At 65.5% G+C, this 20,905-nt stretch carries 13 protein-coding genes and 1 pseudogene; 4 read left to right on the top strand and 10 right to left on the bottom strand.

Annotated elements, in window-relative coordinates; all coding sequences use genetic code 11:
• The 6 genes and pseudogenes from AC2VOR_RS07645 to AC2VOR_RS07620 all read right to left on the bottom strand — a co-directional run.
• A pseudogene (locus tag AC2VOR_RS07645) lies at nucleotides 1-477 on the bottom strand (malto-oligosyltrehalose trehalohydrolase); the annotation flags it as partial.
• Entirely contained in the window at nucleotides 470-2,770 is a 2,301-nt protein-coding gene (gene treY / locus AC2VOR_RS07640) for a malto-oligosyltrehalose synthase (protein WP_486963516.1), read from the bottom strand. The pseudogene AC2VOR_RS07645 and the gene treY, both read right to left, overlap by 8 nt.
• A 3-nt stretch (nucleotides 2,771-2,773) precedes the next feature.
• Nucleotides 2,774-4,975 (bottom strand): glycogen debranching protein GlgX, encoded by a 2,202-nt coding sequence (glgX, locus tag AC2VOR_RS07635; protein ID WP_369739024.1) that lies wholly within the window; start codon nucleotides 4,973-4,975, stop codon nucleotides 2,774-2,776.
• Between the two features lie 36 nt (nucleotides 4,976-5,011).
• Nucleotides 5,012-7,180 (bottom strand): acyltransferase family protein, encoded by a 2,169-nt coding sequence (locus AC2VOR_RS07630; protein WP_369739022.1) that lies wholly within the window; start codon nucleotides 7,178-7,180, stop codon nucleotides 5,012-5,014.
• A gap of 93 nt (nucleotides 7,181-7,273) precedes the next feature.
• Nucleotides 7,274-8,023 (bottom strand): NlpC/P60 family peptidoglycan-binding protein RipD, encoded by a 750-nt coding sequence (gene ripD, locus AC2VOR_RS07625; protein WP_369739021.1) that lies wholly within the window; start codon nucleotides 8,021-8,023, stop codon nucleotides 7,274-7,276.
• Between the two features lie 319 nt (nucleotides 8,024-8,342).
• Nucleotides 8,343-8,783, bottom strand: a complete 441-nt coding sequence (locus tag AC2VOR_RS07620) for a hypothetical protein (RefSeq protein WP_369739020.1) — start codon at nucleotides 8,781-8,783, stop codon at nucleotides 8,343-8,345.
• Between the two features lie 62 nt (nucleotides 8,784-8,845).
• Here AC2VOR_RS07620 and AC2VOR_RS07615 point away from each other — a divergent pair, with 62 nt between their 5' ends.
• The 3 genes from AC2VOR_RS07615 to AC2VOR_RS07605 all read left to right on the top strand — a co-directional run bounded on the left by AC2VOR_RS07615 (nucleotide 8,846) and on the right by AC2VOR_RS07605 (nucleotide 11,784).
• Entirely contained in the window at nucleotides 8,846-10,156 is a 1,311-nt protein-coding gene (locus AC2VOR_RS07615; protein WP_369739019.1) for an adenosylmethionine--8-amino-7-oxononanoate transaminase, read from the top strand.
• A gap of 176 nt (nucleotides 10,157-10,332) precedes the next feature.
• The gene (locus tag AC2VOR_RS07610) at nucleotides 10,333-10,803 is read left to right on the top strand and encodes a YbjN domain-containing protein (RefSeq protein ID WP_369739018.1); all 471 of its coding nucleotides are present in this window, start codon (nucleotides 10,333-10,335) and stop codon (nucleotides 10,801-10,803) included.
• Between the two features lie 441 nt (nucleotides 10,804-11,244).
• Nucleotides 11,245-11,784 (top strand): PE family protein, encoded by a 540-nt coding sequence (locus AC2VOR_RS07605; RefSeq protein ID WP_369739017.1) that lies wholly within the window; start codon nucleotides 11,245-11,247, stop codon nucleotides 11,782-11,784.
• Nucleotides 11,785-11,911: 127 nt separating this feature from the next.
• On the opposite strand, the gene AC2VOR_RS07600 is transcribed toward AC2VOR_RS07605, so the two are convergent.
• The 3 genes from AC2VOR_RS07600 to AC2VOR_RS07590 form a co-directional block, all read right to left on the bottom strand.
• Complete coding sequence (locus tag AC2VOR_RS07600) at nucleotides 11,912-14,830, bottom strand: MMPL/RND family transporter (RefSeq protein WP_369739016.1); 2,919 nt, start codon at nucleotides 14,828-14,830, stop codon at nucleotides 11,912-11,914.
• Nucleotides 14,831-14,976: 146 nt separating this feature from the next.
• Nucleotides 14,977-17,865: an MMPL/RND family transporter gene (locus tag AC2VOR_RS07595; RefSeq protein WP_369739015.1), complete on the bottom strand. Its 2,889-nt coding sequence runs from the start codon at nucleotides 17,863-17,865 to the stop codon at nucleotides 14,977-14,979.
• Nucleotides 17,862-18,287, bottom strand: coding sequence for an MmpS family transport accessory protein (locus AC2VOR_RS07590; protein ID WP_369739014.1), 426 nt, complete (start codon nucleotides 18,285-18,287; stop codon nucleotides 17,862-17,864). Before AC2VOR_RS07590 ends, AC2VOR_RS07595 begins: the two co-directional genes overlap by 4 nt.
• A 529-nt stretch (nucleotides 18,288-18,816) precedes the next feature.
• On the opposite strand from AC2VOR_RS07590, the gene AC2VOR_RS07585 reads away from it, so the two are divergent.
• Entirely contained in the window at nucleotides 18,817-20,097 is a 1,281-nt protein-coding gene (locus AC2VOR_RS07585; RefSeq protein ID WP_486963515.1) for a glycosyltransferase, read from the top strand.
• 3 nt (nucleotides 20,098-20,100) lie between these two features.
• Here the strand turns inward: AC2VOR_RS07585 and AC2VOR_RS07580 are convergent.
• On the bottom strand, nucleotides 20,101-20,905 hold an 805-nt coding region (locus AC2VOR_RS07580; RefSeq protein WP_486963514.1), incomplete at its 5' end, for a GMC oxidoreductase.

The following is a 20,905-nucleotide window of genomic DNA, read 5'->3' as shown; positions in this document are numbered from 1 at the left end:
ACCGCCGTAGGGTTCGTGCACGCTGTACCACAGCACGCCGTCGTAGCCCCAGCCGTGGGTGCCGGCGAAGGAGTTGACGGGCATCAGCTCGACGAAGTCGATCCCGAGATCGACCAGGTAGTCGAGGCGTTCGATGGCCGCATCGAAGGTACCGGCGGCGGTGAAGGTGCCGACGTGCAGCTCGTAGATCACCGCACCCTGCACGGGCCGGCCGGTCCAGCCGGAGTCGGTCCACTCGGCCCGGGCGGGGTCCCACAACTGTGAGCGCTCGTGTACCCCGTCGGGCTGGCGCGGCGATCGCGGGTCGGGTAGCGCGGTGGTGTCGTCGTCGAGCAGGTAGCCGTAGCGGGCGTCCGGGGCCGTGTCGACGCATCCGTGCCACCAGCCGTCGTCCGAGCGCGTCATCGGGTGCACCCGGCCGTCGACGTCGAGGCGGACCAGCTCGGGTTTGGGCGCCCAGACGCGGAATTCAGTCATGGTGCCGCTCCAGCAGCACGACAGGCAGGTCCGCGAACAGCTGGGCGGCCGCGGTCGGTCCGGCGGCGATGGCCCCGGTGAGCGTGTCCTTCCAGGTCCCGTTGGGAAGCGGCAGCACGGTGTTGCCCCAACCTTTCTCGGCCAACCGCACCGTCCAGCGGGTCACCGCGACCACGATGTCCTCGCCGCGGCGGAACGCCACGGTGTGTTCGGCGGCCTCACCGTCGGCCAGCACCGGCGTGTAGGCGCCGCGCAGGAAGCACCCGGGATGGGCACGACGCAACCGCAGCGCCGTGGTCACCACCCGCAGCTTGGGATGCTGTAGCACCTGCAGGGCGGCCCGGCGGGCGGCGTAGTCGACCGGGCGGCGGTTGTCCGGGTCGACGAGGCTGTCGTCCCACAACTCGGTGCCCTGGTAGATGTCGGGCACGCCGGGCACGGTGAGCGCGAGCAGCTTCTGGCCAAGCGCGTCGCTTGCGGCGTGCGAGTTCAGTTGGGCGACAAGCTCGGTCAGCTGTCCGGCGACCGGGCCGTCGAGCACGGTTTCGAGCCAGCGGTGCACCGCGTCCTCAAACTCGGCGTCCGGGTCGTTCCAGGAGGTGCGCAACGACGCCTCCCTGATCGCCTTCTCGGCGTAGGCGTGCAGCCGCTGCCGCAGCTCGTCGGTGACCTCCCCGTTGAGCGGCCACACCCCGAAGATGTTCTGCCACAGGAAGCGTCCGGTCGCCGCATCGGGGGAGGGCGCCTGAACTTCCCAGCGGGACACGAACTCGGTCCACAGCGACGGCACCTGCGAGAGCACGCCGATGCGGGCGCGCACGTCCTCGCCGCGCTTGGTGTCGTGGGTGGTCAGCGTGGTCATCGCCTGCGGCCACAGCCGGGCGCGGGTGGCGGCGCTCTGGTGGAATTCCGCGGCGCCCACACCGAACCGCGAAGGTTCCCCACCCACCTCGTTGAGCGACACCAGCCGGGCGTCGCGGTAGAACAGGCAGTCCTCGCTCGCCTTGGCTGTCACCGCTCCGCACAGCTGCTGCAGTCGGGTGGCCGGTTCGCCACCGCGGGCCAGCGCGGCGGCCAGCACCTCCAGCGCGGGGGCCAGCTGCGGTACGCCCGCCTGCGTTTCGGCCAGCGCGGTCGGCATGATCGCGGCCAGCCCCGGATAGTCGGAACGGTAGACGCCGATGTGGCTGAGCAGGGCGGCCACCGCGTCGGGCAGCAGCGGATGATCGGCACCGGCGACGGCGACGACGCTGCGGCGCAGCCGGCGCAGCTCGCTGCCCAAAGTTTCGGTGGCCGAACGGATCTTGAGCTCGGCCAGCAGCTCTGGCATCGCCTCGTAGTCCACCCCCGCGGATTCGACCAGCGCGGTCAGCGCCGGGGCGCCCGCCGGGTCGACGAAGATCCCGCCCACCTCGCGCAGCACGTCGTAGCCGGTGGTGCCGGCCACCGGCAGCGTGGGTTCGAGCGCCTCGTCAGGAGCCAGAATCTTTTCGATGACAATCCAGGCGTCGGGGCCGACGAGGGCGCGCAGCCGGGTCAGGTAGCCACAGGGATCCGACAACCCGTCCGGGTGGTCGACCCGCACGCCGTCGACGAGTCCGTCGGCGAACCAGCGGGCGACCTCGGCATGGCCGGCGTCGAACACCGCGGGATCCTCCTGGCGCAGTCCGGCCAGCGAGGTGATCGAGAAGAACCGCCGATATCCGCAGACGCCGTTGCGCCATCCGACCAGCCGGTAGTGCTGACGATCGTGCACCTCGGGGCCGGTGCCCGCCGCGGTGCCGGGTGCGATCGGGAACGCCAGGTCACCCAGTCGCAGCACGTCGCCGTCGACCTGCAGCGCGGCGGTGTCCTCGTCGGAACCCAAGACGGGCAACACGATCCGGCCGTCCTGGTCCAGGTCCCAGTCGATGTCGAAGAACGCCGCATACGGCGACGAGCGGCCGTGCCGCAACGCGTCCCACCACCACGGGTTCTGCTCGGGTTGGTCGATGCCGACGTGGTTGGGCACGATGTCGACGATCAGGCCCAGCCCGCGCTCCCGGGCCGCCGCCGCCAGTCGTGCCAGCCCCTCGGGGCCGCCGAGTTCGGGCGAGACCGCCGTCGGGTCGGCGACGTCGTAGCCGTGACTAGAGCCGCGGACCGCCGTCGTGATCGGGGACAGGTACAGATGCGAAACGCCCAGCTCGTCAAGGTACTCGAGGAGGTTCTCGGCGTCTGCGAAGGTGAACGCGAACCCGCTCGATTCACCACGCAACTGCAAGCGGTAGGTGGCCAGGACCGGTAAAGCCATGCGTCACAACGTCTTACGAAGTGCCAGCAGCGAGCGGGACGGCACAGTGATCTTCTCCTCGGCGTTGACGACCTGGTCGGCCTCGCCGACGGGATCGTTGGTGTCCAGTTCCACCGTCCACTCCTGGGCGTAGTCGGCGTGCGGCATGACGAACTCCAGCGTTCGTTCGTCCGCGTTGAAGCACAACAGAAACGAGTCATCGACGACCCGCTCTCCGCGTGCGTCGGGTGCGGTGATGGCCTCGCCGTTGAGGAAAACAGCCACGCACTTGTGCAGGGTTTTGCCCCAGTCCTCGTGTGTCATCTCCCGGCCGTCGGGGGTGAGCCAGGCGATGTCGCGCAATTCGTCGGCGGTGCGGATCGGCTCGCCCTCGAAAAACCTGCGCCGGCGAAACACCGGGTGTTGCTTGCGCAGTGTGGTCACCTTGCGCGCGAACGCCAGCAGATCGGAGTTCTTGTCGGCCAACGACCAGTCCATCCAAGATAATTCGGAGTCCTGGCAGTATACGTTGTTGTTGCCGTTCTGGCTGCGGCCCAACTCGTCGCCGTGGGCGATCATCGGCGTGCCCTGGCTGAGCATCAGGGTGGCCCAGAAGTTGCGCATCTGGCGGCGACGCAGCTCCCGGACGTCGGGGTCGTCGGTGGGCCCCTCCACGCCGCAGTTCCACGAGCGGTTGTGGCTTTCCCCGTCCCGGTTGTCCTCGCCGTTGGCCAGGTTGTGTTTCTCGTTGTAGGAGACCAGGTCGCTCAGCGTGAAACCGTCGTGGGCGGTGACGAAGTTGATGCTGGCGCTGGGGCGCCGGCCGGTCGCCTCGTAGAGGTCCGACGACCCGGTCAGCCGGGACGCGAATTCGCCCAGGGTTGCGGGCTCGCCCCGCCAGTAGTCACGCACAGTATCGCGATACTTCCCGTTCCACTCGGTCCACAAACCAGGGAAGTTGCCGACCTGGTAGCCGCCCTCGCCGACGTCCCACGGCTCCGCGATCAATTTGACCTGGCTGACGATCGGATCCTGCTGCACCAGGTCGAAGAACGCGCTCAGCCGGTCGACGTCGTGGAGCTCGCGAGCCAGGGTGGCGGCCAGGTCGAAGCGGAACCCGTCGACGTGCATCTCGATCACCCAGTAGCGCAACGAGTCCATGATCAGCTGCAGCACATGCGGGTGGCGGGCGTTGAGGCTGTTGCCGGTACCCGTGTAGTCCTTGTACAACCGCAGGTCGGTGTCGACAAGCCGGTAGTAGGCGGCGTTGTCGATGCCGCGGAAGTTGATGGTCGGGCCCAGGTGATTGCCCTCGGCGGTGTGGTTGTACACCACGTCGAGGATGACCTCGATGCCGGCCTCGTGGAACGTCCGCACCATGGCCTTGAACTCCGGGACGCTGGCTTTGCGGTTGGCCGCATACTCGTTGTGCGGGGCGAAGAACCCGAACGTGTTGTAGCCCCAGTAGTTTCGCAGACCCAGGTCCAGCAGCCGCGCGTCGTGCATGAATTGGTGCACCGGCATAAGCTCGATCGCGGTGACGTTGAGCGACTGCAGGTGGTCGATGATCGCCGGGTGGGCCAGCCCGGCGAAGGTGCCACGCAGTTCCTCGGGCACGCCGGGATGGGTTCGCGTCATGCCCTTGACGTGGGCCTCGTAGATGACCGTCTCGTTGTACGGGGTGTTGGGCGAGCGGTCGTATGCCCAGTCGAAGAACGGATTGATCACCACGCTGGTCATGGTGTGGCCCAGCGAGTCGACCATCGGGGGAGTGCCGGGGTCGGCGCTAATCGAATCGGGGGCTTCGGGGTCGACGGCGTTCAGGTCGTAGGAGTACAGCGCCTGGGTGAAGTCGAAATCGCCGTGAAAGGCTTTGCCGTAGGGGTCGAGCAGCAACTTGCTGGGGTCGCAGCGGTGCCCGGCCGCCGGGTCGAACGGCCCGTGCACCCGGAATCCGTAGCGCTGGCCCGGGCCGACGTTCGGGAGGTAGGCGTGCCAGACGAACCCGTCGACTTCTTCCAAGGCGATCCGGGACTCGGTGATGCCGTCGTCGTCGATCAGGCACAGTTCGATCTTCTCGGCGACCTCGGAGAACGCCGAGAAGTTGGTGCCGGCGCCGTCGTAGGTGGCTCCCAACGGATAGGGGGTTCCCGGCCAGACCGTGGCGAGTTTGGGTTGTTCGGAATCATCGGCGCCTGCTTCTGAAGCGCGATCGTTCGTCGGCATCACAAAACCTTATCCGCGGTCGGTCGGTCGGGGCCCTTACCACCACCCGGTGCTGTCGGCGATCTGGCGGCCCAGCTCATTGGTCATGGTGCGCACGTAGGTGGGGGACAGGTGATGGGCCCCGTGGTAGATCAGCACGTTGCCCTCGACCGCGCGGCAGATGTCCTGCCGGCACACCGCGTCGGACATGTCGAGCGGCTTGAGCACGGGAAACCGGTCGACGAAGTCGAGGGTCGGATTGCGCTCGGCCAGCACGTCGGAGCGCTTGATCCCGCACGACACCGCGTCGCCTCCCTTGGCCAGGCAGTCCGCGGGGTCGAACGGTTTGCCGTCCTTGACCAACCACGGCGTGTCGCGCATCGCCAAGACCGGAATGTTGTTGTCGGAGAACGCCTGCCAGATCCCAATGTAGGTCGCCGGCATCACGTCGCCGGGTTTGATGTTCCACGGCCGGGTGGAGGTGGTGAACACGTAGTCCGGATGGTCGGCGATCAGCTTGGCCATCGTGCGCTGCACCCAGTCGTGGCATTGCGGGTATGCCGCGTTGTTGCCCATGATCAGCGGGACTTCCTCGGTCGACAACGGGCAGCCCATCTTCAGGTAGGTGACCACCTTGAAGTGGTGCAGGCGGCCCAGCTGGTCGAGCGCGGGCAGCCAGTGCTCGGCGTGCGACCCGCCCGCCAGCGCGATCGTCCGGGTGGCGGACTCGTCGCCGTAGGTGCAGTTCACCACCGCCGGGTTGACGAAGTTGCTGATGCAGCCGTCACGGGTGGAGGCCGGGTAGTCGTGCCGCACCTCGAGCACGGTCGGCCGCATCCGCAGCGTGGGCACCCGCACGTGCGTGGTCAGGGCGCGGGCACCGGGGTAGTCGCGGGCGTTGAGCCCGCTGAGTTCCTTGCCCGCGGCGCGCAGGTCGGTGACGTGCTCGCGCCAACTGAACGCCGTCGCGGTAAGCGTGACGCCGAGCAGCACCACCGCCGACCCCAGCGCCATCGTCGGCCGGCGCAGGCGGGCCTGCCACGGGAGCGCGGGGCCCGCGGTGGTCGCACCGGCGGGGCCGCGGTAGCGCAGCGGGTTCTCGACGAGCCGGGTGGTCAGGTACGCCAGCACGCCGGACACAGCCAGCACCGCCGACCCTTCGAGGAAGTTGGCTTGCCGGTGACCGGTGAAGGACAGCCAGAAGATCAGCAGCGGCCAGTGCCACAGGTACAGCGAGTAGGCCATGGTGCCCAGCGCCAGCAGCGGCCCGGTCGCCAGGAGGCGGTTGGGCAGCGGCAGCCGGCGGCCGCCACCGCGGTCGCCCGGCAGGTTGGCCCCAGCGAGGATCATCAGCATGGTGGCGCCGACGGGCACCAGCGTCCAGGGCCCGGGGAACTCGCGGACGCCGTCGATGAGGGCACCGCAGGACACGATCGTCGCCAGCGCGACCGAGGCGACCGTGGTGCGCAGCCACATCGGCCAGCGCAGGTAGGGCACCAGCGCACCGGCGAGCGCGCCCAGCAGCAGCTCCCATCCCCGCGCGAAGCTGTTGTAATACGCGGTCGACTGGTTGTCCTGGTGGGCGACGATCGCGTAGACGAACGAGGCCACGGTGAGCGCACCCAGCAGCACGATGAACCCGGAGCGCAGTCGTGGGGCCGCGGGCACCCGGAACCGGCGCCACAGGTAGGCGAACCCGGCGATCAGCAGCAGGAAGGCGATGTAGAACTGGCCCTGCACCGACATCGACCAGATGTGCTGCAGCGGACTGACGGCCTCGCCCGCCTTCAGGTAGTCCGAGGCCGTGTTGGCCAGTTCCCAGTTCTGGTAGTAGCCCAGGCTGGCCAGGCTCTGGTTGGCGAACGTCTCCCAGCGGGTCTCGGGCTGCACCAGGATCGTCAGCACGGTGCACCCAGCCAGCACCACGATCAGCGCCGGGACCAGGCGCCGGATCAGCCGGATCGCCTCGGCCGCCGGCGACAGCGGCGCGGCGGGGTTGAGCGCGGCGCGCAGGATCTTGCCGCCGAAGAAGAACCCGGACAGCGCCAGGAACACGTCGACGCCGCCGGAGACGCGGCCGAACCAGACGTGGAACATCGCGACCAGCCCGATGGCGATGCCGCGCAGGCCGTCGAGGTCATGGCGATAGAAGTTGGCCGCGCCAGCCCCGCTGACCGGCTCCGGGTCGGTGGCCGGCGGGCGGGGCGGGGACGAGAGGCTCAACATGGCTGGAGCCAATTTACCTAAACCGCCACCTGCTCTCCGGTCATGATCGCCGGTGATCGAGCAGGTGGCGGCTGTCGGGTAATGCCGCGGCGGTTACCGCGTGATGCCGGCGGGAGCGGGCTGCAACGGCGCCTGCTGCGCCGGCAGTTGCAGTGCGGGCATTTGCTGCAGCGGTGCCTGCTGGACCGGCCGCTGCTGCAACGGCGCCTGCTGGACGGGTGCCTGTTGCAGTGGCACCTGTTGCGCCGGCGCTTGCTGGGTGGGCATCTGCTGGGCGGGCGTCTGCTGCAGCGGCGCCTGCTGGGTGGGCACCTGCTGCAGGGGGGCCTGCTGGACGGGAACCTGCTGGGTTCCGAGCACCCGGACCAGGTAGGGCGTCATACCGGCGCTGCGCACCGGCGAGACCTGGACGACGTCGCCGACCTCGAGCATCTGCCCGTTGCCCAGGTACATCGCCACGCTCTGGGTGCCCTCGGGGCCGTAGAAGAGCATGTCGCCCCGGCGGGCCTGCTGCGGCAGCACCTTCTGGCCGAGCTTGTAGATCTCGCCGGAGGAGCGCGGCAGCCGGATCCCGGCGCCCGCGTAGGCATACTGCATCAGGCCCGAGGCGTCGAAGCCGACGGTGGTGATGCCGCTTCCCCGGCCGCGGGTCGGACCGGTGATGCCGCCGCCGCCCCAGGCGTACGGCACGCCCCGCTGGGACAGCCCGCGCATGATGACGACATCGGTGGCCTGCTGATAGTCCATCGGCCGCACGATCGGGTCGGCGCTTGCCACGGCAGGCGCGAGCAACGCGCCGACCAGCATGGCCAGGCCCGCCGCGAAGAGGTAGAGGCGCTTCATCTCGGTTTCCCTCCGAACTTTCTAGTGGGCCTCGACGCGGTGACTTCGCGCATCGGCCCCGATGTCATGACTCGCGCGAAGTCCTCCTCGTCGTGGTCCGACGCCGCGGCATGACGTTGGTGGTACGAACTCGGTCGGATAGCCGGCTGAATTCACACCAGTCACTACAGACACTTCTACAACAGAAGTCGCGATCGGAAAATAGCTGGTGAGGCCCACAGGGGATTATTTGTCGGAACGTGACCGGAAGGTAACGGCATCGGCCCAAAACCCCATGCGCAGTTGTGATTTCGGTCTCACGCGGGGGCCGCGGCGGGGCTCAGAGCCAATAGCGTTCGCTGAAGGTCGTGAGCATGAAGCCGACCACCGAGGCGACCATGAGCAGCGCGAGCGAGAGCACCGGCCAGAAGGACATGTACCAGCCCTTCAACAGCGAAACCACCGGGCCGACGACGGCCGCGGCAACGGCCGCGCCGATCCCGCCCCACACCAGCGGACGGATGTAGAAATCGAGGCCAAAGGGCACCATCCCGCACTCGTCCCCCTCGCACACATGGGCGAGGAAGCCGAAAAGCCTTGCTGGCCATCGCGTCTCCGTGGCCAGGACGAAGAGCAGGATCAGCAGCGCGACGGTGCTGACGACGTCCCAGGCGGCCAGCCGCAGCCGCAGCACCCGAGGTGCTTCCTGGTCGTAGTCCACCGGTGCGGACGGGGCGGGGTCGCCCGGACCGGGGTCTTCGGGCTGATGCGGCGCGGCCATGTCCTCCCATGCTTCCCGATGGCCGGGGATTGCGCGACCGGACTGCTTTACGCTGCATCTCTATGCCTGCGGCGAGAGCCCGGTTGACCCCCGGCGAAATCAGCGCGATCGACGCCGCGCACCTGTGGCACCCGTACAGCACGATCGGCCGGGAAGCCGTGCCGCCCGTCGTGGCCGTCGGCGCCCGCGGTGCCTGGCTGACGTTGATCCGCGATGGGCGGCCGATCGAGGCTCTCGACGCGATGAGCTCCTGGTGGACCGCCATCCACGGGCACGGCCACCCGGTCCTGGACGCGGCGCTGACCAGCCAACTCGGCGTGCTGAACCACGTGATGTTCGGCGGCCTGACCCACGAGCCCGCGGCCCGGCTGGCCCAGCTGCTGGTCGAGGTCACTCCGGCGGGTCTGGAGACGGTCTTCTTCAGCGACTCGGGGTCGGTGTCGCTCGAGGTCGCGGTGAAGATGGCGCTGCAGTACTGGCGTAGCCGCGCGCGGCCCGGCAAACGCCGGCTGATGACCTGGCGGGGCGGCTACCACGGCGACACGTTCACGCCGATGAGCGTCTGCGACCCCGAGGGCGGCATGCACGCGCTGTGGACCGACATCCTGGCCCGGCAGGTGTTCGCCCCGCAGGTGCCCCCCGACTATGACCCGGCCTACGCCGCTGCGTTCGAGGAACAACTGGCCGAACACGCTCACGAACTGGCGGCCGTGGTCGTCGAGCCAGTGGTGCAGGGCGCGGGCGGGATGCGCTTTCACGACCCCCGCTATCTGTCCGACCTGCGCGCGATGTGCCGGCAGCACGAGGTGTTGTTGGTGTTCGACGAGATCGCCACCGGCTTCGGCCGCACCGGCGAGCTGTTCGCCGCCGACCACGCCGGGGTGAGCCCGGACATCATGTGCGTGGGCAAGGCGCTGACCGGGGGATACCTGAGCATGGCCGCGACCCTGTGCACCCGCGACATCGCGGCCACGATCAGCGCCGGGGAAGCGGGTGCACTGATGCACGGCCCCACGTTCATGGCCAATGCGCTGGCCTGTGCAGTGTCGGTGGCCAGCGTGGAGGTGCTGCTGGGCCAGGACTGGCGGTCGCGGGTCGCCGAGATCGGCTCCGGCCTGACCGACGGGCTCGAGCCCGCGCGGGCGCTGCCCGGTGTCGCCGACGTGCGCGTGTGCGGCGCGATCGGCGTCATCGAATGCGACCGGCCCGTCGACCTGGCCGTCGCCACCCCGGCGGCGATGGACCGCGGCGTGTGGCTGCGCCCGTTCCGCAACCTGATCTACGCCATGCCGCCGTATATCTGTACGCCCGACGAGATCGGGCGGATCACGTCCGCGATGGTCGAGGTCGCGCGGCTCGTCGTCAACGCCTGAGCGCCGGCCGTCTCAACCGTGACGGCCCGCTGCCGTGCCGCGTGACGGATCCAGGCGCGTTGTACTGGGTGGGGCCGTCGCCGGCTCGCTCTCTCAGGGAAATCTCAACAACTTCTTGGGCTTTGGCTAGCTCGGCTCAAAGGGTCCGCAAAGCAGGGGCGCCCAGTATCTATCTCATGACCAGCGAGTTGCTCTGCGCCAACCTCATCGAACGCTACCTGAACACCTGCGGGCTGCGTTTCCTCCGGGGCGACCACGATGGCGAATACTTCTGTGCCGCCAACACGGGTTCCGGCCGCCTGCATGTCCGCCTCGAGGTCTCCGCGTCGTTCGGTGACGTGCTGAACATCAGCATCACTCCCGCGCGGGCTTTTCCGATCGCGGACCGTCCCCGGCTGACGCGCCTGGCGGATACCTGGAACCGGCAAAACCGCGGAGTCACCGCGATCCTGCAAGGTTCCCCCGACCCGCAGCGCGTCGGTGTCTCGGCCCGCAGGTCCGAGTGGATCCGTGACGGCATCACCTCCGAGGAATTCGCTTCCATCGTCGACCGAACCATTGCTGCCGCTATCGATTTGTTTGCTGAGTGCAAGCCGGTTGTCGACGCGCACTCTATGTCGCAGCCGGTGTTGCGCAACGCCGGCTGAGATTCCGGCGGAGCGCATCGTGACACTGAAAAGTAGCCGCGCCCGGTAAACACCGAAGCCATTACCCGCAACATCTCATTGGGTGGCATGGCCGAAAGTGGCCGGTCTTACGACAGTTGCGTGTGCACGTCGATTCGCAACCCTCGGTGCGACCATTCCCCGGGACCCGTCTGCGGACAATCAATCCGAGCCCAATCTGGTGCTTATGGTGCCTATGGTGCTGGTTGTACAGGTGGTTATTCTGGGCTGCCCACAGCGGGCGCCCGGAACCGGTGGGATTGCCGTCGGTGCACTGTGCCGCCGATTTGTAGGCCCTCGGTATCTTTTCGAAAGCACCCACATAATCCTGCTACAAGGGCTAAGGTCTTTCGTGGGCGTGACGGACCGGTGTCATGCTTTCACTTTGCCGCTGGGTCGGTGATGACCGGTGGAAGGACTGATATGTCATATGTGATGGCTTCGCCGGATTTGATCGCGGCGGCGGCTAAGGACGTGGCTGCCATTGGTTCGTCGGTCAACGCGGCCCATATGGCGGCTGCGGCCTCGACCGTCGGGGTGGCACCCGCGGCCGCCGATGAGGTATCGGCGGCCGTAGCGCAGCTTTTCTCCGGAGTGGGCCAGGAATTTCACTACCTGGCGGGGCAGGCGGCGGCATTTCACGCTCAGTTCGTGCAGCATTTGACTTCGGGTGCGGGCTCTTATGCGGCGGCCGAGGCGGCCGGCGCTGCTTCGCTGGTGCCGAGTAGCGGCTCATATGTCGATATCATCAACGGCATCGTCGCGTCGATTTCCAATCAGATGACAAGCGCCTACAACACGTTAACCGCTGTCGTGCAAAAGATTTTGGGTGTAATCGAGCTGATCGTCCTGGTGCCGTACGAGGCATTGGTCTTGTCGTACTTGTCCCTGGCCCTGGGGATCGGTGCGATTCAATTGCTGCTGCAGTACCTGGGTGTGTCGATTCCGATCCCCGGTGCTTGATAGTTTCGAACGCGTTGATAGCGAAGATTCTCGGGTTGCCCTGTCTGCGGTGTGCTCTACCGGGCCCGGCCTATTTGTGCCGCCGGATCGCCAACGGCGCGAGACCCGCTGACGCACGAATTTCGACCTAGACGGACAGCCGCGGGAATTCGACGGTGGCCGCTTCGCCGTTCGCGGGCAAGTCCTCCTTGAGCAGCAGGGACCGCACCAGCGGACGCGGTCCCGTGGAGCGAAGCATGAAACTGGCCGGGCGCGGGCGCACCGTCTGCGGCCACCAGAACCAGCGTCCGAGCAACGCGGCGATGGACGGTGTCATGAACGAGCGCACGACCAAGGTGTCGAACATCAAGCCCAGGCCGATGGTGGTGCCGACCTGGCCGATGATGCGCAAATCGCTGAACACCATCGAGGCCATGGTGAAGGCGAACACCAGGCCCGCGTTCGTCACCACTTTCCCGGTTCCGCCCATGGCGCGGATGATGCCGGTGTGGATGCCGGCCGCGATTTCCTCTTTCATCCGCGATACCAGAAGCAGGTTGTAGTCCGATCCGACGGCCAACAGGACGATCACCGACATCGGCAGCACCATCCAGTGCAATTTGATGCCGAGCATGTACTGCCAGGCGAGCACCGACAACCCGAAAGATGCACCCAACGAAAGCAATACCGTCCCGACGATGACCAGGGCGGCCACGAAACTTCGCGTGAGGGCGAGCATGATGACGAAAATTAGGCAGAGCGCACCGACGAGCGCGATCCACAGGTCGTATCTGGCGCCATCGCGGAAATCTTTGTAGGTCGCGGCGGTGCCGGCGAGAGAGATCTTGGCACCCTCCAAAGGTGTTGTCTTGAGCGCTTCCTCGGCGGCCGACCTGATCCGGTCGATCCGCGCAATACCTTCCGGCGTCGCGGGATCGCCGCGATGCAAAATGATGAATCGCGCGGCCTTTCCGTCCGGGGAGACGAAGGAAGTCATCGCGCGCTTGAAGTCCTCGTTCTGGAAGACATCCGGAGGCAGATAGAAGGAATCATCGTTGTGGGCGTCGTCGAACGCCTGTCCCATCGCGGTGGTGTTCTGGCTCGCGTCGTCCATCTCGCCCAAGAAGCCGGACGTGGTGCTGTGGTTCGTCAGCAGGACGGTACGCGTGGCCTCCAGGATCGCGATCATCGGCGGGATCTGCGCGAGGATCTGCGGCAGCAGCTCGTCGATCTTCTCCGAGTCCTTCAGGATCTGGTGAGTTTTGTCGGCGAGCTCGTCGAGACCGTCGAGCGAATCGAATATGCTTCTCAGCGAATAACAAATGGGAATATCGTAGCAGTGCTTTTCCCAGTAGAAGTAACTTCGAATCGGCCTGAAGAAGTCCTCGAAATCGGAGAAATGGATCTCCGTCTCATCGACGATCTCAACCACTTCTTTAGTCAGAACGATGGTGTGGTGAGCGAGCGCAGTGAGCCGTTCCTGCAACGAGTAGAGGCGCTTCATCAACGCAATTTGTCTGGTCATCAGATCGGCCTGCTTGAGGAGGTCGTCCATGCTTCGTCTGATGAACGTCACGTTCTGTTGCATGACCGCGTTTTGCATGTTGATCAGAAACGGGATCGACGTGTGCTCGATCGGTGTCCCCTCGGGCCGGGTTATGCCCTGGACGCGGGAAATCCCGGGAACCCGGAAGATCGCCTTGGCGACTTTGTGCAGCACGAGGAAATCGGCCGGGTTGCGCATATCGTGATCCGTCCGGATCATCAAGATATCGGGCATCATTCGTGATTGGGAGAAATGCCGATTGGCGGCCGCAAATCCCAGGTTAGCTGGCAGGTCCTGGGGTAGATAGGCTCGGTCGTCGTAGCTCGTCTTGTAGCCCGGTAGGGTCACCAGCCCGATCAGCGCGACCGCCAGCGTCGCGGCGAGAATGGGCGCGGGCCAGCGGACGATCGCCGTGCCGACCCCCCGCCACCGGCGTTGTGCGATCTGGCGCTTGGGGTCGCACAGCCCGAAGCGACTTCCGATGGCCAGGATGGCCGGAACCAGCGTGATCGCGATCGCGACGGCGACGAGCATGCCCACGGCGCAGGGCACGCCGATGGTCTGGAAGATGGGCATCCGGGTGAAACTCAGGCACAACATCGCCCCGGCGATCGTCAATCCGGAACCCAAGACGACGGGAGTAACCCCGCGGTAGGTGGTGTAGTAGGCCGATTCGGTGTCTTCGCCGGCCTGGCGGGCCTCCTGATAACGGCCGACGAAGAAGATCCCGTAGTCGGTTCCGGCCGCCATCGAGAGCGTCACCAGGAGGTTGATGGCGAACGTCGAGAGCACGACGACGTTGTGGTCGGCGAGAAACGCGATGATTCCTCGGGCCGAGCCCACTTCGATCCCGACCCCGATCGACACCAGGACCGCGGTGGTGACCGAGCGGTAGACGATCAACAGCACGACGAAGATGATCACGGCGCCGATCAGGGCCATCTGCAGAAGCGATGCGTCGCCGCTGCGCTGCATGTCCGGAATGAGCGCCGCCGGGCCGGTGAGATGCACTTCGACGCCGTCGGGAGGCGGCGTCTGCTTCATGATCTTCCGGACCGACGCCACGGATTCCTGTGCCAGGGTGGTGCCCTGGTTGCCCGCCAGATTCAGTTGCACATAGGCAGCCTTGCCATCGGGGCTTTGCACACCCGCCGCCGTGAGTCGGTCTCCCCACATGTCCTGCACGTGTTCGACATGCCGCGGGTCGTTCCGCAATTCGCGGACCAGTTCGCGGTAATACGTGTGGGCGTCGTCCCCGAGTGGTTGCTTGCCCTCCAGGAGGATCATGGCGAAGCTGTCCGAATCGGATTCCTTGAAGGCCTTGCCCATCTCCATCATCGCCCGCACCGATGGCGCGTCTTGGGGGGCCAGCGGTACGGAGTGCTCTTCGCCGACCCGCTCCAACGGTGGAACCGCAAAGGTCACGGTGAGCGTGAGCGCCACCCAGGCCAGAACGATGAAAGGTGAAAGCGTGCGTATCGTCCGCGCCACGAAGGGCCGGCGAGGTTGCTCGGGGCTCATTTGGGCTGCCCCGGGCAGAAGACGGTACGGGCGCCCGCGCCGTGCACCTCGAAGCGGCAGCCACTGCTTTCGCTATAGCGTTGTGCCACGGTGCTCTCCACGGTTGCCGGTACGGTCCTGAACTCAAAATCCGCCATTGACTGCCGTCATCTCAGCAACAAGGCACGTACCAACGGGCGGGGCCCGGTGGGCCGAAGTAGGGTGCTGGCGGGGCGGGGGCGCACTTGCTGCGGCCACCAGAACCAGCGCCCGAGCAGCGCGGCGATGGACGGCGTCATGAACGCGCGCACGACCAGCGTGTCGAACAGCAAGCCCAGACCGATCGTGGTGCCCACCTGACCGATGACACGCAGGTCGCTGACCAGCATGGACGCCATGGTGAACGCGAACACCAGTCCCGCGTTCGTCACCACTTTGCCGGTGCCGCCCATGGCGCGGATGATGCCGGTGTTGATGCCGGCGCCTATTTCCTCTTTGATCCGGGCGACGAGCAGCAGATTGTAGTCGGACCCCACCGCCAAGAGGACGATCACCGCCATCACGAGCACTGACCAGTGTATTTGGATGCCGAGCAGATCCTGCCAGGCGAACACGGAGAGGCCGAAGGATGCGCCCAGCGACAGCAATACGGTACCGACGATCACCAGGGCGGCAACAAAGCTTCGCGTCATGATCAGCATGACGATGAAGATGAGGCAGAGCGCGGCCACACCGGCGATCATGAGGTCGTATGTGGACCCCTGGACCACGTCGCGCACACCCGCTGCGGTGCCGGAGAGATAGATTTTCGAGGCTTCCAGTGGAGTTCCCTTGAGCGCTTCCTCGGCCGCGCTTTTGATCGGATCGACGCGGGAAATGCCCTCGGGCGACGCGGGGTCGCCTTTTTGCAAGATGAGCATGCGGACGGTCTTCCCGTCCGGTGACAGGAAGATCTTCATGATTCGCTGGAAGTCTTTGTTCTTGAAGGCTTCCGGTGGCAGGTAGAACGAATCATCGTTTTGGGCGGTGTCGAACGCCCTTCCCATGGCGCTCGCATTGCCGTTGTCGTCGCTCATGTTCCCGAGGACTCCGGACATGGTGCTGTGCATGGTGAGTAGCATGGACCGCGAGCTCTCCATGATCGCGATCATTTCGGGAAACTGGGCGAGTATCTGCGGCAGCAGGACGTCGATCTGATTAAGGTCTCCCACAACCTTTCCCAGCTCATCGGTAACCGCGTCGACACCGTCGAGAGAATCGAATATGCTTCTCAGCGAAAGGCAGATCGGAATATCGTAGCAGTGCTTTTCCCAGTAGAAATAGCTGCGGATCGGCCTGAAGAAATCCTCGAAATCCGAAATATGGGCTCGCAACTCGTTCGTGAGGTCGTCTATGTCGCGCGTCGTGACGACCATGTCGTGCGTCGTGGTGACCATCTGCTTGGTCAGGGCATAGAGATGCCGCGTGATGCTGATCGCTTCCGCCAACATGTCGGCCTGCTTGACCATGTCCTTGAGGCGCGCTTTCTGAAAAAGCAGGAATTGCTGCTGGCCGGCGACTTGCATGCTCAGGAAATACGGTATCGACGTGTGCTTTATCGGGGTTCCCTCAGGGCGCGTCACCGCCTGAACCGACGAAATGCCCGGCACCGCGAGGACTGCCTTGGCGAGTTTCTCCAGCACCAGAAAATCGGCCGGATTGCGCAGGTCGTGATCGGTTTCGATCATCAGGACGTCGGGCGCCATCATCGCCGACGGGGGAAAGTGCCGCGCTGCCGCCTCATACCCCAAATTGGCGGGGATATTCTTGGGGATGTACTTCTGGTCGTTGTAGCTGGGTTTGTAGCCCGGCAGCGTCAGCAACCCGACGAGGGTGACTGCCAAGGTGGCGACCAGGATGGCGCCGGGCCATCGAACGATCGCCGTGCCCACCCGCCGCCACGCGCGGGGGTTGAATGTCCGCCTGGGCTCGAACAGGCCGAAACGGCTCCCGACGGTGAGGACTGCCGGGATCAGCGTGATCGCGACCGCGACGGCGACCAGTACACCGACCGCGCACGGGACGGCCAGCACGTAGAACGAGGGCAGCCGCGTGAAGATCAGGCAGAACAGTGCTCCGGCGATCGTCAGACCCGAGGCCACGACGACTTTGGTGACCCCGTGGTAGGTGGTGTAGTAGGCCGTTTCCCTGTCCTGGCCGGCCTGACGCGCCTCCTGATACCGGCCGACGAAAAATATTCCGTAGTCGGTTCCGGCCGCGATCACCAGCGATACCAACAAATTAACGGCGAAGGTGGTGAGACCGATAAACCCGTGATGGCCAAGAAATGCGACAATTCCTCGCGCCACTTGCAATTCTATGCCCACCACCAGCAACAGCAGAACTGTTGTGATGACCGACCGGTAGACGAGAAGCAACGTAATGAAGATCACCGCGACGCTTACCGCGGTGATCGTGGCGACCGTCCTGTCGCCACTGTGGCTCATGTCCGCATTGATCGCCGCGGGCCCGGTGACGTACGCTTTGACCCCCGGCGGGGCCGGCGTTCGCGCGACGATGCGCTGAACGGCGGCGATCGATTCGTTGTCCGTGGTCTGGCTCGAATTACCGGCGAGTACTACTTGAACATATGCGGCCTTTCCGTCCACGCTCTGCGCAGCGTGTCTGGTTAGTTCATCGCCCCAGAAATCCTGGACGTATGCCACATGTTTCGGATCGTCTTTTAATTGAGCGATCAAATGGTCGTAGTACCTGTGGGCGTCGTCGCCGAGGGGTTGCTGGCCCTCCAAAACGATCGTCGCCACGCCGCCGGAATTCTTTTGCCCGGTTTGGTCTGACGCCTTGAAGTCCTCATTCAGCCGCTGTGCTGCCCTGACGGACGGCGCATCCGTGGGATTCAGGGATACCGAATGCTCGCTCTCGACCTGCTCCAACGACGGGACGCAGACGATCAAGACACCGATGAACGCCAGCCACGCCAGGATGACGAGCACCGAAAATTTCCGGATGGTCCGCGCTACCAATGGTCGACTGTGGGATTGCTGACGGTTGGTCATGAGGCGTTCAGCGTGCAGGAGGTGAAGGCGCTTACTTCGTGCGTTGTCTTCTCGGCTTTGACCACGCCGTCCACCAGGATGCGACAGCCGATACTGTCGGTGTCACCCTGCGCAGCGACGCTTCTCATGCCCGTTGCCGCGGTTATCGCGAACTCGTATGACCACGGCAGGCTCACCCCCTCGACATGTTGCGCATCACCATTGGCGCCGAAATAGCTGATCAAAGCCACGGTCCCCGGTGGTCCGAAGACCTCATAGGTCAGGTGCTGGGGATTGTAGGGTTTGTTGTCGGCTCTGGTGTCGGCATAAGAGAGGCTCTTCTCGGAGCCGAAGAGCCCGTGCAGTCGCGACACAGTCAATCCGCCAACGGCGATCACCGCCAGGATGACCAGCGGGATCCACAGCCGCTTCAGGCCCCGCATAATCACAGACCCCGGATTTCGGCGATTCTTACCGGGGCCGACCTGTGCTGTAGGCGCACTCGACGGTTGGCGAGGACGTCGCAGCAGAACGCGCCGCGGGCCGTGGCGTTGGTCAGCGTTTTGGCCGCCCTCGACGGGGACATCGGGCCACGCCGGCTCGACATCGTGCACACTGCCCCAGACCACCGCACCACCCTAGCTGACACGAGTTTAATTACGGCTCCAAACCATACTGGTGGCCTACAGCGCCCGACCAGGATTTAAGGAACTTCTCAGGGTGGTGTCCCGACGCAGTCGGGGTCTCGGCGGCGACCGCGTCGGGGAAGCGCGCACACTCCCAAGACATTTGGCCGCCCAGCCGCTCACGCCACTGTCGCGCCAGACGTTGCCCCGACCCGGGTACGGTCACGCGTCGTTGCCATCGCCGTCAGGTACCGGGGTTATGCTGCGGTGCGGCTGAGCTGTGGACGCGGTCCGCCGCCTTCATTTCACAGAACGCGTACGGGGAGTGAAAGGCCGAGATCGCGCGATGAAATTTGTGCTCGCATTCTATGGAACTCGTGGCGATGTCGAGCCCGGCATCGCTGTCGGTCGGGAGTTGCTGCGCCGAGGGCACGACGTGTACATGGCCGTTCCGCCCGATTTGGTCGGCTTCGCCGAGTCGGTTGGGCTCGCAGCGACCGCTTACGGACCCGACATGCAGGCGTGGCTGGAATCGACGCGCAACTTCTGGGCGCGATTCTTCCGCAACTCCTGGAGAATCCAGGAGGTGAAGAAGCTGCTGCGCGAAGCTCGGGAGCCCGGCACCCAGCGCTGGGCGGAGATGAGCACGACGCTGACGGCGCTGGCCGATGGTGCCGACGTGTTGCTCACCGGCATGAGCTACCAGGAGCTAGCTCTCAACGTCGCCGAATATCGCGAGGTTCCATTGGCCACCCTGCTGTGGTTCCCGATACGGGCCAACGGTCACCTCGTTCCGTTCCTGCCCGCCCCGTTGATCCGCTCGGCGATGACGGTCTACGAGCGGTTGGTGTGGCGGGGAGTGAAGAAGGTTCAGGACGCGCAGCGCCGTCAACTCGGCCTTCCAAAAGTGAAACATCCGGCGCCGCAACGCATCGCGGAACGCGGATCACTGGAGATCCAGGCCTACGACGAGGTGTGTTTTCCGGGGCTGGCGGACGAATGGGCGAAATGGAATGAGGGGAAGCCGCCGCGGCGGCCCTTCGTCGGCACGCTGACGATGGAGTTGGCGACCGGTGCCGATGACGACGTCGCATCGTGGATCGCCGCGGGTACGCCGCCGATTTGCTTCGGGTTCGGCAGCATACCGGTGGAATCTCCAGCCGATACGCTGGCCATGATCAGCGCCGCGTGTGCGCAACTGGGCGAGCGAGCGCTGGTTTGCGCCGGCTGGTCCGATTTCAGCAGCGCCGCCCACTCCGATCACGTCAAAGTGGTGGGTGCGGTGAACTACGCGGCGATCTTTCCCGCCTGCCGTGCCGTCGTCCACCACGGTGGCGCGGGCACCACGGCCGCAGGTTTGCGCGCCGGCGTGCCCACGTTGATCCTCTGGATGGCGGACGTTCAGCTGATATGGGGAGCTGCAATCAAACGGCTGAAGGTGGGTACCGCCCGGCGCTTTTCGAGCACCACCGAGAAATCGCTGGTCGCAGACCTGCGTCGGATCCTGGCCCCGCGATATGCGACCCGAGCCCGCGAAATCGCCACTCGAATGACCAGACCCGCCGAAAGTGTCGCCGCCGCGGCCGACCTCGTGGAAAATTTCGCTCGCCTCGAGCGTGTTGGCTGAGCGTCAGGTGGCGAAGTGGGCCTGGTTGATGTGCTCGGCCACCCGCAGGGCGTTGGCCGCAACGGTCAGGCTGGGGTTCAACCCGGTGCTGGAGGGAAAGAACGACGCATCGACGACATAAAGGTTGTCGACGTCGTGCGCCCGGTTCTGGGGATCCAGCACGCTGGTTTTGGGATCGGTGCCGAAGCGGCACGTGCCGCAGACGTGGCCCAGGGTCGAGTTGTTTGCGCCGGTCCGCAGCGTGAGGGTGCGAAACGGCTGCAACACCTCTTTTATCTGCCGCATGAACACCGCGCGGCGTTCGATCTCACTGGCATGCAACCGGTACCGAAGCCGCAGCCGTTGGCGGCCGTCCGCGCCGGGACGATCGCTGGGCTCGACCTGGTTGTCCAGATACGGCAGGTCTTCCATGATCGGGGCCAGCAGCAGTCCGCCGTTGAACAAGCGGTCGTAGATAGGCCGCACTGCCGGACTCATCAGGCGCAGCAACTTCGGCTGCCAGCCGGGTTGGTTGGTCAACATGTCCAGGGACGCCAGATTGGCCATCGCGCCGGCCGACTGCAGGGTGCCGTATTTCTGGCCCTCCCAGAAGTAAAAGTCGTTGAGCCCGATCTCCTTGTTCTCGGCCGTGATCTTGCAGCCGCGTTCTGGCCAGACCTCGATCCAGTCCATGAGATGGCGCATCAGGTTGCGCCCGACGTAGTCGGAGCTGTTGGCCAGTCCGCGTGGCCATTGCCCGGAGCGGGAGTTGAGTAGGAGCAGTGGGGTGGCCAGGGCGCCGGCGGCGAGCACCACCACTTTGGCTTTC

This window comes from Mycobacterium sp. TH-M103, from assembly GCF_057473785.1.
The sequence above is the reverse complement of the archived record's forward strand: the minus strand, read 5'-3'. Positions and strand labels throughout refer to the sequence as shown.